Below are 14,601 nucleotides of genomic sequence, written 5' to 3'. Positions count from 1 at the left end.
GTCACGAGGGACTGATACGTCGGCCGGCGACGTAAGCGGCACGGACCAGTTCCCCGGACAGCGTGTGGAGGGCCTCGCGCAGCGGTACGTGGAGCAGACACAGGTCGGCGGCCGACCCGACCGTCAACCGGCGTGTCCTCGCCGGGTGTTGGGGCTCACCGGTGAACAGCCGTAGCGCCGCCCGGGGTTGGAGTCGTTCCGCGTCGTCCCGTTCGGTCGCGGCCCGCATGACCGCCCAGGGGTCCGAGGTGCCGTACGGCGCGTCGGTGCCGGCGGCGACCGGGACGCCCGCATCGATCAGGGACCGGCAACGGTAGAGGTGGGGGCGGTCGTCGGCGTCCACGTCGGTGGCGTACGCCGCGCCCCGCTCGACCGGGAAGTGGGGCTGGGTCACGACCGTCACCCCGAGCCGCCGCAGCCAGGGAATCGTCTCGGCCGGGATCACCGACCCGTGCTCGATCCGGTCGCAGTCGGCCGGTCCCACCTCGTCCAGGGCGAGCAGCGTCACCAGCAACTGCACCCGGGTCACACAGTGCACGGCGACCGGCCGGGGTCTGATCTCCCCTATGGTGCGGGCGAGTTGGGCGGGAGTGGGGAGCGTCGGATCGTCGAGCATCAGCTTCACGGGCTCGTCGACGCCCATCACCAGGAGCCGTTGCGGGAGGACGGACAGCATCTGGGTGAGCCCGCTCGCGGGGTGCGGGTCGGCGTTGGTGAACCCGGTGACGCCGAGCGCCGCCGCCTGCCGCCCGACCCCCTCCAGATCCAGCCGTACGGGCGGTACAAAACCGCGCAGCCGCTCGTCCTCGCGCCAGAACCGACCGTCGCCGTCCAGCCCGACCGCCCGCAGCGCGGCGCTGTTCCAGACCCACAGCGCACCGGTCCGATGCTGCACCCGCACCGGCCGGTCCGGCGCGAGCGCGTCGAGCACCCACCGGTCCAACTCCCCCGCGACACTCTCGTGATAGCCGACCGCCCGCACCCACTTCCCCGGCGGCCCGCCAACCAAGGCCGCCGCCAACGCCGTTCGGTCGCGCACGTCCGTCGGCCCGACCCGCACGGAGGCGGCGTCGGCGGCCAGGGCCGCGAGATGTACGTGGTGATCGTGCAGGCCCGGCAGCAACGCACCGCCCCGACCGTCCACGTCGCCCCGCCCCGGCAGCGCAGGCGCGAGATCGACGATCCGCCCGCCGTCGATCCGTACGTCCACCACCGCCTCGTGGCCATCGATCTCCACGTTCCTGATCAGCACGGCGGGTGGACCCGGGTTCGTGCGTCCGCGAGTGTCGCGGCGCAGGCCGCCATGGAGACGCAGAGCAGTTCTCCGCCCCCTGCGGCGAGGGAACGGGCCGCAGCATGAGCAGCGAACACACCGGTGACGGGATCGGCGAGCGCATCTCCAAGGAAGACGGGGTCGCCGTTCGGGTCGACGCCGGTCAGACCGCCGGCCACGGCAGCGTCGTCTCCGAAAGCGATACGGTCGTTCTCGCGTCCGTATCCGGTGATGCCGACCCACACCCGGCCGGGACGGGCGGCGAGGAACTCCTCGACGCGGAGGCCGAGTCGGCGCAGCGCGCGCGGCCGTGACGCCTCGATGACGACGTCGGCCTCGGCGACGATCTCGTCCAGCGCACCCGGGGCGAAATCCACGACCAGGTTGTCGTGTCCGTCGTGCAGCCAGCGATAGAAGGCGGGCGTCCCGAAGCGCGCACCGTCGGGTCGCGTCGCGCTCTCCACCTTCACCACCCGCGCCCCCGCCAGCCCCAGCAGCCGTGCGCACAGCGGCCCCGCCCAGAGCGCGGAGAAGTCGACGATCCGTATCTCCGCCATCGCGCGGGTACGCCGTTCCCCGAACCGCTCGGCGCGCACCGCGGGCCGTGCGCCTTGAGCCGATCCCGGTAGCGCGGCGGCGATGCCGAGCAGCTGCGCGGCCTCGACCACTTCGGCCGCCGCGGCCCGTCGAACCGCCGTACGCAGGCCGCCGGGCTCATCCGGTGAGCCGAGAAGCGCCAGGAGTGCGGGTACGGCGGCCAGGTCGTCGGGGCGGGCCAGGTTCACGGCGGCCCAACCGTCGGTTGCTTGGAGGAGGTGGCAGGAGCCGTTGGCGGATGTCCTGCCCGGGCGTTGCAGGCCGGCCAGTTGGGCCCGTAGGAACAGAGCGGTCGGCAGGTCGACCGGCACGCCCGTCAGGTCCGTGAACGAGCGGGCTGTGTCGGCAAGAGGGCCCAGAAACGGATCGACGGAGTCCATCCAGTCGCGGAGAACGTGATTCTCCATGAGTCGAACCCCCTTCTCTCCCGAGGTGATCTCAAATTACACTCCGGTTCACGCCTGGAGGGAGATCACTGTGGAGTCGCCCTTCGTGATCGTCGACCTGGACCACACCCCCGAGAACTGCGCCCCCGCGCATGAAACGGACCCGCGTGACCGGGACCGCGTCGTGATCGGCGTGGCGGCGGAACTCACGGATGCGGCGGAGGGCTTCGACATCCTGCTCACCGGCGTTCCCGATCCACCCCGGCCGTGGGTGGGGTGCGCGGATCCGTATGCCACAGCCCGGCAGCTGGGTGACCTCGTCGATAGCCGGCCCGCCGCGGCCGTCGCGCTCGTGCAGGTGCTGCGGATGGGCGGCGGGCTCTCGATCGCCGACAGGCTGATTCTCGAATCCCTCGCGTACTCGACGCTTCAGGGCGGAGTGGACTTCCGGGCTTGGCTGGCCGCCGCGCCCCGGCGTACCCCCCGACCCGCCGAGGCTCCCGTACGGCTCGGCCGTGACGGTCCCCGGTTGTCCATCACGCTGGACCGGCCCTGGGTGCGCAACGCGTTCGACGCGGCGACGCGGGACGCGCTGTGCGAGGCGCTTGAGGTGGTCGTCGCCGACCCGTCGATCAGCCGGGTCGATCTGTACGGCAACGGGCCGGCCTTCTGCAGCGGCGGCGACCTCGCCGAGTTCGGTACGTCGCGTGATCCGGCGCAGGCACATCTCGTGCGGGTTCATAGGAGTCCGGGTGCGCTGCTGCACCGTTGCGCTCCCCGGGTGACCGCGCATCTGCACGGTGCGTGCGTCGGCGCGGGGATCGAGCTCGCGGCGTTCGCGGGGCGGGTGGTCGCCGCGCCGGACACGGTGATCCGGTTGCCGGAGGTCGGAATGGGGCTGATTCCGGGCGCGGGCGGCACGGCGAGCATCCCGGTCCGGGTCGGGCGGGAGCGGACGGCCTATCTCGCTCTGTCCGGGGCGGAGTTGAGCGTCGGGGAGGCGCTGCGCTGGGGGCTCGTCGACGAGATCAGCGACACGGACGACGTGACCCCGGTCCCTGAGCGAACCTTCCGGCACTCAGCACCATGAACTTCACTCCGGTATCCCCGAGACCATCCCGCAGCCTCGGGAACACCGGTGTTGGGTTACTTCCCCGTCCACACCGGGCTACGCCGTTCAGCGAATGCCCGTGCCCCCTCGGCCGCGTCGGCGCTCCTGAACACCGACTCGACCTCTCCCGGTTCGGCCCAACGGCGTTCTCGCATCAGCTTCTTGGTCATCGCGACGCCGAGAGGGCCGTTCTCGGCGATGCGTCCGGCCAGGGTGAGCGCCGTCTCCCGCACCTCTCCGGCCGGGACGGCGCGATTGACCAGGCCGAACTGCTTGGCGTCCGCCGCGGTGACGAGGTCTCCGGTCAGCCCCATCTCCAGGGCCACGGCCAGTGGGACCCGGTCGGCGAGGGTCGTACCGCCTCCGGCGGCGAACAGGCCCCGCTTCACCTCCGCGATCCCCAGCTTGGCGTCCTCCGCGGCGACCACCAGGTCGCAGGCCAGGGCGAGTTCGAAGCCGCCGGCGAGTGCGGAGCCGTTGAGGGCGGCGATCACCGGTGTGGTGATGCCCTCGCGGAAGAACCACACCAGGCCGTCGAACTTGCCGCCGCCCTTCGCGAACGCCTTGAGGTCCATGCCGGAGCAGAAGACTGTTCCGGCGCCCGTGAGGACGATCACCCGGACCGCCGGGTCGCTGTCCGCCTCCCGGAGGACAGCTGACAACTCGTCAATCAGCTCCGGATTGAGGGCGTTTCGGGCCTCCGGACGGTTCAGGGTCGCCACGAGGACGGCGCCGATCCGTTCCGTCAGGACCAGGTCGCTCATCGGGCCGCCGCCACGGCCGCCCGGGCCTTGGAGCGGAACGCCTCCAACTTCTCGGCCGGTTCGATGAGTTGGTGGCTGCGGGAGCGGGTGCTGACGTCGTGGCCCTCGGCCGCCTTGCGCAGTGCGCCCACGGTGGCCTGCTCGCGCGGGATGTGCGTGAAGGGGTCGAAGGAGTACCAGCGCATCGCGTTCTCGTAGGTGATCTTCCTGGCCTCGTCGTCGGGGACGTCGCAACTCGACAGGACGTCGTGCAGCTGCTCGGGGGCGTCCGGCCACAGCGAGTCGCTGTGCGGGTAGTCGCCCTCCCAGCAGATGTTGTCGATACCGATGTCGTGGCGCAGCCGTACGCCCAGCTTGTCGGTGATGAAGCAGGTCAGGAAGTGCTCGCGGAAGACCTCGGAGGGCAGCTTGCCGCCGAAGTCCTGGAGGGTCCAGGTGGAGTGCATCTCGAAGGTGCGGTCGAGGCGCTCCAGGAAGTACGGGATCCAGCCCGTTCCGCCTTCCGAGAGGGCGATTTTCAGATTCGGGAACTGCTTGATCGGGGGCGACCAGAGCAGGTCCGCCGCGGCGGAGACGATGTTCATCGGCTGGAGCGTGATCATCACGTCGGGCGGCGAGTCGGCGGCCGGCACGGCGAGCCTGCCGGAGGAGCCGATGTGCACCGACATGACGGTGTCCGTGTCGGACAGCGCGCGCCACAGCGGGTTCCAGTACGGGTCGTGGAAGCTCGGATAGCCGAGGACGGCTGGGTTCTCGGTGAAGGTGAGCGAGTGGACGCCCTTCTCGGCGACCCGGCGCACCTCCGCCGCGCACAGCTCGGCGTCCCAGATGGCGGGCAGCGCCATCGGGATGAAGCGGCCCGGGTAGGCGGCGCACCACTCGTCGATGTGCCAGTCGTTATAGGCCCGCACGAGTGCGAGGGAGAAGTCCACGTCCTTGGTGGCGAACAGGCGGGCCGAGAAGCCGGGGAAGGACGGGAAGTTCATCTGGGCGAGGATGCCTCCCGCGTTCATGTCCTTGATCCGCTCGTGCACGTCGTAACAGCCGGGGCGGATCTCGTCGAGGCCCTGCGGTTCGACGCCGTACTCCTCCTTGGGCCGGCCGGCCACCGCGTTGAGCGCCGAGTTGGTGATGGTCGCGCCGCCGAACTGCCACACGTCGGTGCCGTCGTCCCGGTGCACGAGTTGGGGCGCGTCTTGCTTGTAGCGCTCGGGGAGGTGGTTCACGAACATGTCGGGGGGCTCGATGATGTGGTCGTCGACGCTGATGAGGATGAGGTCGTCGCGGTCCATGACGGCTCCTTACGGGGGTGGGTCGGTCAGTCGGAGGCGGGCAGCGGCTTGGCTGCCTTCAGGGTCATGGGAGCGCCGTCACAGGTGAGTTCGCCCGCGCCGGAGGCGGTGCAGAGCAGTTCGAGCGTCCCGGTGGTGTCGACGTACCGCTTGCCGATGAGGGTGGTGGTGCCGGCCGGACCGGGCTTCGCCGGAGGCGCGTCGGCCGCGGGGACCAACGGACCGCCGCCGCAGGCGAGTTGAGGCTGCGGCTGGCCGGCGGCGGGTGCGCGGATGACGACCACGCGGGTGCCGCAGACGGTGCTGGCGAGTTGGTCACCGGGGCGCGGCGTCGGTGCCGGTGGGGTCATGGCGGAGTTCCCTTTCGAGCAGGCGGTCGGCGAGGAGTTCCACGTCGTAGGACTGACGGGCCATCCAGTACCGCAGGAAGCCGGTGAGCGAGTACCGCAGGAAGAGTGCGGAACCGACGACGCTCCCGGCGACGGCGGCCAGGCCGAGCGTGAGAGCGTCGTTCTGCACCAGCGGATCGCTGGTGTCGTGCGAGATGAAGTAGGCGCACACGCCGAGGACGACGCCGATCGTCATCAGGGCGGCGCCCGCGCGCAGCCAGAGAACGGCCCTTCCGGCGGCCGGATCCGGGATTTTCAGGACGGTGAGTTCGCGGACGAAGCGGTCCGCTCGCGTCTCGGTGGACGTCATGTGGAACTCCCCAGGTAGAGAGCGGACAGTTCGGCACGCAACCCGCCGTCGGGGTGGCCCTGCCGTTCGACCCGGCCGCGTACGAGGACGGCGGCGTGGTCGCAGATGTCGAGGACTGCGGCGGCGAACTGCTCGACGACGAGCACGGCGACGCCCTGCCGGGCGATCTCGCCGACCTGTTCGTAGAGCCGGCCGACGACCAACGGGGCGAGCCCCATGGAGAGTTCGTCGAGCAGCAGGACGGCGGGGTCGGTGGCGAGGCCGCGGGCGAGGGCGAGCATCTGCTGTTCGCCGCCGGAGAGGGTGCCCGCCGCCTGTCCGGCGCACCGGGCGAGGACGGGGAAGCGGGCGAACGCGATCTCCTCGATCTCCTCCCGGCTGCGGCCGGTGAAGGTCATCATGAGGAGGTTGTCGCGCACGGACAGGTTCGGGAAGACGCCTCGTCCTTCGGGGATGAGGCAGACTCCGGCGCGGGCCAGGTCGCGGGGGTCGGCGCCGGTCATGTCCCGCCCGCCGAGCACGAGTTGGCCCGACTCGACGGGGTGGACTCCGGCGGCGACGCGCAGGGTGGTGGTCTTTCCGGCGCCGTTCGGGCCGAGCAGTGCGACCACCTGTCCGGCGGCGACGTCGAGGTCGACGCCGTGCAGGACGGTGATGCGTTCGTGGGCGGCGCGGATGCCGCGCAGTTCGAGAAGTGCGCTCACGCGTCCCCCAGGTAGGCGGCGAGAACTGTTTCGTCGCTGCGGATCACCTCGGGCGGGCCGACGGCGATGATCTTGCCGAGGTCGAGGACGTACACCTCGTCGCAGACGGCCATCACGAGGCTCATGTCGTGCTCGACGAGGACGACGGCGGTTCCGTCGTCGGTGAGGGCGCGCAGGAGTTCCGCGAAGCGTTCGGTCTCCTCCGCGTCCTGTCCTGCGGCGGGTTCGTCGAGGAGAAGCACCTTCGGGCGGATCGCGAGCGCCCTTCCCACCTCGACGAGACGGCCGACTCCGGTGGGGAGGGCGTCGGGCGAGGTGTCGGCGAGCCCGGTGAGACCGAGCCGGTGCAGGATCTCGGTGACGACCTGGTCGGCGCGGCGGCGTTCGGGGCCGAGTTCGGCGGCGACGAGGAGGTTGTCGCGCACGCTGAGCCGGCCGAACAGTTCCAGGCGCTGGAATGTGCGGGCGAGTCCGTGCCGGGCGCGGGCGGAGGGCCGGGCCCGGGTGACGTCCCTGCCGTCCAGCCGGACCTGCCCGGAGGAGGGCCTGCGCAGTCCGGAGGCGACGTCGAACAGGGTACTTTTACCTGCCCCGTTGGGTCCGATGAGTCCGGTGACCCGGCCCGCCTCGGCGGTCAGCGCGACCCCGTCGAGAGCGCGGTTTCCGCCGAAGGAGACGGTCACTCCACTAACCTGCAGCGACGCCACGGGCCAGCACCTCCTCGTCCTCGGGGCGCCAGTCACGCCGTAGGCCCCACCACTCGACGGGGATCTCCGGCTCGGCCGGAGCGGTCTGCCGGGCGCTCGCCCAGGCGCGGATGGCGGCGGCGAGGACGAGTGAACCGCCGTAGTACGTCCAGTCGTTGATCACGTCGGTGAAGCGCAGGGCCCAGGCCAGGGCAAGGGCGCAGAGCAGGGTGGGCAGGGCGATGCGGTCGCGGGCGAGGGGCTCCCACTGGCGGCGGAAGCGGGAGACGATGCCGTCCGGGTTGTGGCCGAGGCCGATGCCGGCGAGGCCGGGGAGCAGGGCGACCAGACTCGCGGTGCCGGGCGCGACGGCGATCAGGGCGTTCGTCGGGCCGACGAACGCGGTGCCGGCGAAGAGCCCGTTGCCGACCGCGCCGAGTCCGCCGACCACGGCGACGAGGAAGATGGGCAGGCCTGCGATGAGGCTGAACTGGTCGGCGGTGACGGTGCGTTGCTGCATTCCGTAGAGCGCTCCGCCGAGTCCGGCGATGCCGGAGGCGAGGGCGAACACGGCGACCTTGGCGACCAGCAGGTTGCCGCCGAGGGTGGCGTACGCGGCCTCGCTGTCGCGCAGGGCGATCAGCCGCCGGCCGAAGCGGCTGCGGCGCAGGGCCGCCACGCCGATCGAGGCGAGTGCGAGGCAGACGGCGGCGAACACCATCAACTCCCGTCCGCTGTCGAGCCGGAGGCCGAAGAGGTCGGGCCCGGTGGCATCGACCGAGCCCTGGTCGAACAGGGCGATCCGCAGGCCGAAGACGTGGAAGGCCGGCAGGGTGAAGATCCACCGGTCGAGGATCACGGCGAACGCGGCGGTGCCCAGGGCGAGATACACGCCGGAGAGCCGCAGCGCGGGCAGGGCGACCAGTGCGCCGGCCACCGCGGAGACGAGGACCGTGGCGCCGAGCGCCCACAGTTCGCCGTGCGCGCCGAGGTGTGCCCAGACGACCGCGCCGATGCCGGCCATGCTCAGCTGGCAGAGGGAGACCTGTCCGGCGTACCCGGCGAGCGGGACGTACGAGAGCGCCACTACGCCCAGCGAGAAGATCGCTCCGTAGGTGATGAGGTCGGCTTCTCTGAGCAGAGAGGCCAGTACCGCGCCGAAGGCGACGACGACCGCGGCGAACACGAGCGTGCCGCGCGCGCTCGGCACCGGCACGCGGGCCAGCCGCCGTTCGCGGCCGCGCAGGCGTCGGTGCGGGAAGACCAGCAGGGCGAGGAAGAGCAGCAGGGCGGGGGCGGCGAGCCGTAGTCCGGGAAGGTAGTCGTTCTGCGGGAGGTAGCCGGTCAGATAGCTCTCCATGCAGCCGACGACCACGGCGCCGAGGAAGGTGAGCGGCAGGCTGCGCAGCCTGCCGAAGACAGCGGCGGTGTAGGCGCTGACGATCAGCAGGGAGAGCTGGGCGGCGTCGAGCGTGACGGTCGGGGCGATCAAGATGCCGCCGATCGCGGCCAGTTGGGTGCCGAGGATCCAGGAGACCCGGCCCGCCCGGACCGGGTCGGCGCCGGTGAGGCCGACGAGTGCCCGGTCGTCGACGGCCGCGCGCATCTCGGCTCCGGCGCGGGTGCGGTAGAGCAGGATGCGCAGGCCGACCGCGACGGCGACGGCCACCGCCATGGTGATCGCCTGGTGCCAGGTGATGACGGCCGGGCCGAGGTGGATGGGCTTGCGGGCGGCGAAGAACATCGGCAGGGGCCGCGCCACGTTGGGGTCCCAGATCCAGCGCGCTGCCGCGATGAGACCACTGAGGAGCGCGACCGTCATGACGAGCCGTTCGGCTTCGCCGAGTGCCTGGACGGGCCGCAGCACGAACCGCTCGACGAGCAGCCCGAAGCCCGGCGCGAGCACGAGCAGCACCACGACCAGGGCGACCGGAACGGGCCAGCCCCAGCCGACGGTCAGCTGCCAGTACATGAACGCGGACAGCATGCCGGCCGCGCCGTGCGCGAAGTTGAACACGCCGGTGGTGGTGTAGGTGAGCACGAGCCCACTGCCGATGACGGCATAGATCGCGGCCGTGCTCAGGCCGACGATCCCGAAGGTGAGGAACTGGTCCATCGCGTCGGATCTCCCCTCTCCATCGCTGGAAACTAGCTTCTCATCTACGGAGAATCAACCATTCAGACAGAGACTGTTGACGTCGCCTCACCCACCGTGGAAATCTGCCACTCATCTTAGAGAATGCCATTCTCAATCATGGTGAAGGGTGGAACGTCCTTGTCCTCCTTGCCCGTTCCGGCTCCTCCCCCTGGTCCGACCGACGACCTGATGGAGATCCAGCAGCTCCTCGCCCGCTACGCGGTGTGCATCACCCGCGGTGACCTGGACGGGGTGCTGGGGGTCTTCACGCCCGACGGCACCTACAGCGCCTTCGGGGACTCCTACGGCCTCGACGAGTTCCCGGCGCTCGTGGCCGCCGCACCCAAGGGGCTGTTCCTCACGGGTACGCCGGCCGTCGACCTGTCCGGCGACACCGCGACCGGCACCCAGCCGCTCTGCTTCGTCGACCACGCCACGCACGATCTGCGGATCGGCTACTACAACGACACCTACGTCCGCACGGACGAGGGCTGGCGGCTGCGCACCCGCGCGATGACGTTCATCCGCCGCAGCGGAGCGCACGACTCGGGCCGCCCGCACGCCTATCAGCGCCCAGGTACATGAACGTCGCCTCGGCGCCCGGGAACATGGACGTCGCCGACTTCCGCTCGGGCCTGCGCGCCTGGCTGGACGAGCACGACCTGTCCCCCGGCCCCGACCACCCCCTGGACGCCCAGGTCGCTCAACTGGCCCGGGTCCGCCGGGCGTTGTACGACGCGGACTGGATGCGGTACGGCTGGCCCGCCGAGGTGAGGGGGCTCGGCGGGCCCGCAGTACTGAGGGCCGTGCTCGGCGAGGAGGTCGCCACACGGGAGTTGGCCGAGCCGGGCATCTACTCGATGATCGAGGTCCTCGCCCCGACGATGATCTCGTACGCCCCTCCCGCGCTGGCCGCCGAGATGGTCCCGCGGCTGCTGAGCGGGCGCGAGCAGTGGTGCCAGGGCTTCTCCGAACCCGGCTCCGGCAGCGACCTCGCCTCCCTCACCACGCGGGCGGTTCCGCGCGGCGACCACTGGGAGATCAGCGGCCAGAAGGTGTGGACGAGCCTCGCCCAATTCGCCGCCCGCTGCGTCCTGTTGACCCGCACCGCGCCGGGCCACAACGGGATCACCGCGTTCTTCGTCGACATGGACACCCCCGGCATCACCGTCCGGCCGCTGCGCACGATGCACGGCGTGGACGAGTTCGCCGAGGTGTTCTTCGACGATGTGGCGGTGCCCGCCGACCGGATGCTCGGCCGCCCCGGCGACGGCTGGCGCCTGGCGATGGACCTGCTCCCGCACGAGCGCTCCACCTGCTTCTGGCACCGGATCGCCCATCTCTACACGCGACTTGACCGCCTGCTGGCCGAGACGAGCATCCCGGACGACGCAGAACTCGGCGCCGCCTACCTGGCGTTGCACACCGTCCGCTGCCGCTCCCACGCCACCCAGCGCCGCCTGGCCGCGGGTGGGCGCCTGGGCGCGGAGACGTCGGTCGACAAGGTGCTGCTGGCCACGGCCGAACAACAGCTCTTCGAGACCGTGCGTGATCTGCTGCCCGGCGTACTGGAGTTGACGGACACGCCGTGGCGCTCGGAGTACCTGTACGCGAAGGCGGCGACGATCTACGGCGGTACGGCCGAGATCCAGCGGAATATCATCGCGCGCCGACTGCTCGACCTCGGGAGGGAGTAGCCGTGGACGCCGCCGAAGAGCATCTGCTCGCCGAGACACTCCGCAAGACGATGACGGCGGCCTCGGGACAGGCGCTGGACGCCGCCCTGACCGACCTCGGCTGGGCCGAACTCCTCGCGGAGCAACCGGACATGGCCGTACCGCTCACTTTCCGCCTGCTGGGCGAGACCGGCGCCCACGCGCCGCTCCTGAACGACGTCCTGCTCAAGGCGGCGGGCCGTCCGGTCGGCGGCACGCTGCCGCTGCCGTTCACGGGCGGCACCTGGGCCGTCTGGGAGCGTGACGACGCGTCTGCCGGGACGGCCCTGGACGCCGAACTCCCCCTGCACACCGTGCCGGTTGGAGCTTCTGCCCCCCTCGCGGCCGGCCGTGTCGCGCTCGGCTGGTGGCTGCTCGGGACCGGCCGCGCCATGCTCACGCTGGCCCGCCAACACGCCGTGGACCGCGCGCAGTTCGGCCGTCCGTTGGCTTCTTTCCAGGCGGTACGGCACCGGCTCGCCGAGACCCTCGTGGCGCTGGACGGCGCCGAGGCGACCCTGGTGGCCGCCAACGACGAGTTGGGCGCGCTGCTGGCCAAGGCTGCGGCCGGGAAGGCCGCGTTGACGGCGGCCCGGCACTGCCAGCAGGTACTCGGCGGGATCGGTTTCACCGCCGAGCACGATCTGCACCGGCATGTCCGACGGGCCGTGGTGCTGGACGGACTGCTGGGCAGCGCGCGGGAGTTGACGCGCGAGGCGGGGGCACTGCTGCGGGCCGGCGGGTCCGCGCCACGGCTCGTCCACCTGTGATCGACCGAGGAGTGACATCAGTGACCGATCTGTGGAGCGACCTGCTCGCCTGCCTTGACCTCGGCACCCGGCCCGGCTCCGTGTTCGAGGGCCGCAACCAGCACCTCGGCTACCACCGCGTCTTCGGCGGGCAGCTGATCGCCCAGAGCGTCCTGGCCGCCCAACTGGCCTGTCCCGACAAGGCGGTCAAGAGCCTTCATGTGCAGTTCGCGCGGGCGGGACGGCCGCAGGAGCCGGTGCGGTACGAAGTGACGCGTCATCATGAGGGGGGCTCCTTCGCCACGTTGACGGTCGTGGCGCGGCAGACGCAGGGCGTCGCGGCCGTAGCCGCCGTATCGCTGCACTCCCACGAGGACGGTCCCGACCGGCAGATCGCGTTCCCCATGCCCCCGGTGCCGGGGGCCGAGCACGAGGTGGATCTCTCGCTGCTTCCCTGGGACACCCGGGCCACCGTCGACGTGGACTCGCCGAAGTCGGAGCCGCCCGAGTACGACCTGTGGATGCGCACACCGACTGTCGCGCCGGAGCTGGCCCCGGCGTTGGCGGCGTACGCGAGCGATCTGAGTCTGATCGGTACGGCGCTTCGGCCGCTCGAAGGGGTCACCCAGCACGATTCGGGAACGGCGTTCTCGTCCGCCGTCACCGCGCACACGGTGTGGTTCCACCGCCCTTTCACCACGGACGACTGGATTCTGCTGCGCCACCAGAGCCCGCTTCTCGCCCACGGCCGCTGCTACGGCCGCGGCGATGTGCTCACCGCGCAGGGGTCCCTGGTCGCGTCGTTCGCACAGGAGGCACTGCTGCGCTTCCGTACGATCGCGTGACGGGCCGTGTCCGCGAGGGTATTCGGCGCACAACGGCCCGTCTCCGCGCGGTACTTGGCGCATGACGGGCCGTCCCCGCAGCGCGTTCAGCGCATGACGGTGCCGCCGTCGACGTTGATGACCTGGCCGTTGATCCAGGCTCCGTCGGCGGACATGAGGTGGGCCACCATGCCGGCGACGTCGTCGGCATGGCCGTGGCGGGTGCTGCGGGTGCGGGCGAGCAGCGCCTCCAACAGGTCGGCCGCCGCGCCTTCTTGGATGGCCTGCGTCAGGATTAGTCCCGGTGCGACCGCGTTGGCGCGGATGCCCTCGCGGCCCCAGCGGGAGGCGACATGGCGGGCGAGGGCGTTGATGCCCGCCTTGGTCGCCGAGTACGCGGGACGCGCGGCCTCGCCGGTGAAGGCCGCGATGGACGAGGTGTAGACGATCGCGCCGCCGCCCCGGGCCAGGAGTTCGGGAACGGCGTACCGGGTGACGAGCATGTGGCCCCGCATATTGACGGCGAACGTCCGGTCCCACACCGCGAGATCCATGTCGACGACGTCGGTGTCCCGGGAGACGGCGCTCATGTCGCCCGCGTTGATGTGCACAGCGTCCAAGCCGCCGTACGTCCGCACGGTGGTCCGTACGAGTTCGGCGACCGAGGCCTCGTCGGCCATGTCGAAGCCCACCGCGACCGCCTGGCCACCGGCGTCGCCGATGGCCGTGGCGGTCCGCCGGGCTCCGTCCAGGTCGAGATCGCCGACGACGACCCTGGCACCCTCGTCCGCGAGCCGTCGGGCGGAGGCGGCCCCGAGCCCGGTGGCCGCGCCGGCGACGAGAACGACCTTCTCCTTCAAGCCCTCCATGTTGTTTCCCTTCACCTCGTCGACGTTCTCCACCACTGGAACCGACTGCTGACGGACTACGGCGCGAGTACCTCGATGACCGTGGCCGAGCCCATGCCGCCGCCCGCGCACATCGCGGCGACGCCGATGCCGCCGCCCCGGCGCCGCAGTTCGTGCACGAGCGTGACCAGCATCCGGGCGCCGGTGGCGGCGACCGGGTGGCCGAGGGAGCAGCCGCTGCCGTTGACGTTCACACGGTCGGGGTCGAGGCCGAGCAGCTTCACCGCGGCGACGGGCACGGCGGCGAAGGCCTCGTTGATCTCGAAGAGATCGACGTCGGCGGTCGAAAGTCCGGCGCGGGCAAGGGCTTTGGGTATCACCTTCACCGGGGTGAGGCCAGTCTCGGCGGGGTCGGCGCCGACCGACGCCCACGACCGGACGACGGCGAGGGCGGCCAGGCCCAGCCGGTCGCTGGCCACCACCAGGGCGGCGGCACCGTCGTTGGCGCCCCCCGCGTTGCCCGCCGTGATGGAGAAGCCCTCTATCTCCGGGTGGAGCGGCTTGAGCGAGGCGAGCTTCTCCAGGCTCGTGGTGCGGCGGGGGTGCTCGTCGACCGAAAACAGGCCGTGCGGTGTGTCGATGGGCACCAGCTCGGCGTCGAAACGACCTTCGTCGATCGCGCGAATGGCGTTCTGGTGGGAGCGCAGAGCCCATGCGTCCATGTCCACGCGACTCAGGCCCGCCCGTACGGCGGTGTTCCAGCCGACCGTGATCGACATGTCCAGGTTGGGGGCGTCGGGCCGGTCGGGGTGTGTG

Annotated in this window: 16 protein-coding genes; 5 read left to right on the top strand and 11 right to left on the bottom strand. The window is 71.2% G+C overall.

Annotated features, from left to right (window positions below; all coding sequences use genetic code 11):
- Window position 1: 1 nt before the first annotated feature.
- Together AC31A1_RS02805 and AC31A1_RS02800 are read right to left on the bottom strand one after the other, a co-directional pair.
- Window positions 2-1,237, bottom strand: coding sequence for an amidohydrolase family protein (locus AC31A1_RS02805; protein ID WP_489651634.1), 1,236 nt, complete (start codon window positions 1,235-1,237; stop codon window positions 2-4).
- 8 nt (window positions 1,238-1,245) lie between these two features.
- The gene (locus AC31A1_RS02800; protein ID WP_489651633.1) at window positions 1,246-2,277 is read right to left on the bottom strand and encodes a CoA transferase; all 1,032 of its coding nucleotides are present in this window, start codon (window positions 2,275-2,277) and stop codon (window positions 1,246-1,248) included.
- A gap of 70 nt (window positions 2,278-2,347) precedes the next feature.
- Between AC31A1_RS02800 and AC31A1_RS02795 the strand changes: the two genes are divergently transcribed.
- A complete protein-coding gene (locus AC31A1_RS02795) occupies window positions 2,348-3,346 on the top strand; it encodes an enoyl-CoA hydratase/isomerase family protein (RefSeq protein WP_489651632.1) in 999 nt (332 codons plus the stop codon).
- 56 nt (window positions 3,347-3,402) lie between these two features.
- Here AC31A1_RS02795 and AC31A1_RS02790 read toward each other — a convergent pair whose 3' ends face one another.
- From AC31A1_RS02790 to AC31A1_RS02760, 7 genes are read right to left on the bottom strand one after another with little or no spacing between them, the layout of a single operon-like run.
- On the bottom strand, window positions 3,403-4,131 hold the full coding sequence (locus tag AC31A1_RS02790) for an enoyl-CoA hydratase-related protein (RefSeq protein WP_489651631.1): 729 nt from the start codon (window positions 4,129-4,131) through the stop codon (window positions 3,403-3,405).
- Window positions 4,128-5,423 carry an amidohydrolase family protein gene (locus AC31A1_RS02785; protein ID WP_489651630.1) on the bottom strand — a complete coding sequence of 432 codons (1,296 nt, stop codon included), beginning with the start codon at window positions 5,421-5,423 and terminating at the stop codon, window positions 4,128-4,130. Before AC31A1_RS02785 ends, AC31A1_RS02790 begins: the two co-directional genes overlap by 4 nt.
- 26 nt (window positions 5,424-5,449) lie before the next feature.
- Complete coding sequence (locus AC31A1_RS02780; protein WP_489651629.1) at window positions 5,450-5,773, bottom strand: hypothetical protein; 324 nt, start codon at window positions 5,771-5,773, stop codon at window positions 5,450-5,452.
- The gene (locus AC31A1_RS02775; protein WP_328685621.1) at window positions 5,739-6,122 is read right to left on the bottom strand and encodes a hypothetical protein; all 384 of its coding nucleotides are present in this window, start codon (window positions 6,120-6,122) and stop codon (window positions 5,739-5,741) included. The genes AC31A1_RS02780 and AC31A1_RS02775 overlap by 35 nt, the downstream gene beginning before the upstream one ends.
- The gene (locus tag AC31A1_RS02770; protein ID WP_327406566.1) at window positions 6,119-6,826 is read right to left on the bottom strand and encodes an ABC transporter ATP-binding protein; all 708 of its coding nucleotides are present in this window, start codon (window positions 6,824-6,826) and stop codon (window positions 6,119-6,121) included. The genes AC31A1_RS02775 and AC31A1_RS02770 overlap by 4 nt, the downstream gene beginning before the upstream one ends.
- Entirely contained in the window at window positions 6,823-7,509 is a 687-nt protein-coding gene (locus AC31A1_RS02765) for an ABC transporter ATP-binding protein (protein WP_489651628.1), read from the bottom strand. The genes AC31A1_RS02770 and AC31A1_RS02765 overlap by 4 nt, the downstream gene beginning before the upstream one ends.
- Before the next feature lie 4 nt (window positions 7,510-7,513).
- The gene (locus AC31A1_RS02760; protein WP_489651627.1) at window positions 7,514-9,628 is read right to left on the bottom strand and encodes a branched-chain amino acid ABC transporter permease; all 2,115 of its coding nucleotides are present in this window, start codon (window positions 9,626-9,628) and stop codon (window positions 7,514-7,516) included.
- A gap of 210 nt (window positions 9,629-9,838) precedes the next feature.
- On the opposite strand from AC31A1_RS02760, the gene AC31A1_RS02755 reads away from it, so the two are divergent.
- The 4 genes from AC31A1_RS02755 to AC31A1_RS02740 are packed head-to-tail and all read left to right on the top strand — an operon-like array spanning window position 9,839 to window position 12,958.
- Window positions 9,839-10,234, top strand: coding sequence for a nuclear transport factor 2 family protein (locus AC31A1_RS02755; protein ID WP_033282975.1), 396 nt, complete (start codon window positions 9,839-9,841; stop codon window positions 10,232-10,234).
- Entirely contained in the window at window positions 10,231-11,346 is a 1,116-nt protein-coding gene (locus AC31A1_RS02750; RefSeq protein WP_489651626.1) for an acyl-CoA dehydrogenase family protein, read from the top strand. Before AC31A1_RS02755 ends, AC31A1_RS02750 begins: the two co-directional genes overlap by 4 nt.
- Before the next feature lie 2 nt (window positions 11,347-11,348).
- Window positions 11,349-12,134 carry an acyl-CoA dehydrogenase family protein gene (locus AC31A1_RS02745; protein WP_489651625.1) on the top strand — a complete coding sequence of 262 codons (786 nt, stop codon included), beginning with the start codon at window positions 11,349-11,351 and terminating at the stop codon, window positions 12,132-12,134.
- 20 nt (window positions 12,135-12,154) lie between these two features.
- On the top strand, window positions 12,155-12,958 hold the full coding sequence (locus AC31A1_RS02740) for an acyl-CoA thioesterase (protein ID WP_489651624.1): 804 nt from the start codon (window positions 12,155-12,157) through the stop codon (window positions 12,956-12,958).
- Between the two features lie 86 nt (window positions 12,959-13,044).
- Here the strand turns inward: AC31A1_RS02740 and AC31A1_RS02735 are convergent, their stop codons facing one another.
- Both AC31A1_RS02735 and AC31A1_RS02730 read right to left on the bottom strand, forming a co-directional pair.
- Window positions 13,045-13,806 (bottom strand): SDR family NAD(P)-dependent oxidoreductase, encoded by a 762-nt coding sequence (locus tag AC31A1_RS02735; RefSeq protein WP_489651623.1) that lies wholly within the window; start codon window positions 13,804-13,806, stop codon window positions 13,045-13,047.
- Window positions 13,807-13,862: 56 nt separating this feature from the next.
- Window positions 13,863-14,601, bottom strand: a 739-nt coding sequence (locus tag AC31A1_RS02730; protein ID WP_489651622.1) for a thiolase family protein, incomplete at its 5' end; no start/stop codon positions are given.

It is taken from the genome of Streptomyces sp. P5F9, from assembly GCF_057961495.1.
Note: the sequence above shows the minus strand (reverse complement) of the source record. Positions and strands in the feature narration are given on the sequence as shown.

Coding starts and splice junctions, on each gene's coding strand:
- AC31A1_RS02800 (WP_489651633.1), bottom strand. CDS start 2,277: ATGGAGAATCACGTTCTCCGCGACTGGATGGACTCCGTCGATCCGTTT.
- AC31A1_RS02790 (WP_489651631.1), bottom strand. CDS start 4,131: ATGAGCGACCTGGTCCTGACGGAACGGATCGGCGCCGTCCTCGTGGCG.
- AC31A1_RS02785 (WP_489651630.1), bottom strand. CDS start 5,423: ATGGACCGCGACGACCTCATCCTCATCAGCGTCGACGACCACATCATC.
- AC31A1_RS02780 (WP_489651629.1), bottom strand. CDS start 5,773: ATGACCCCACCGGCACCGACGCCGCGCCCCGGTGACCAACTCGCCAGC.
- AC31A1_RS02775 (WP_328685621.1), bottom strand. CDS start 6,122: ATGACGTCCACCGAGACGCGAGCGGACCGCTTCGTCCGCGAACTCACC.
- AC31A1_RS02760 (WP_489651627.1), bottom strand. CDS start 9,628: ATGGACCAGTTCCTCACCTTCGGGATCGTCGGCCTGAGCACGGCCGCG.
- AC31A1_RS02755 (WP_033282975.1), top strand. CDS start 9,839: ATGGAGATCCAGCAGCTCCTCGCCCGCTACGCGGTGTGCATCACCCGC.
- AC31A1_RS02750 (WP_489651626.1), top strand. CDS start 10,231: ATGAACGTCGCCTCGGCGCCCGGGAACATGGACGTCGCCGACTTCCGC.
- AC31A1_RS02735 (WP_489651623.1), bottom strand. CDS start 13,806: ATGGAGGGCTTGAAGGAGAAGGTCGTTCTCGTCGCCGGCGCGGCCACC.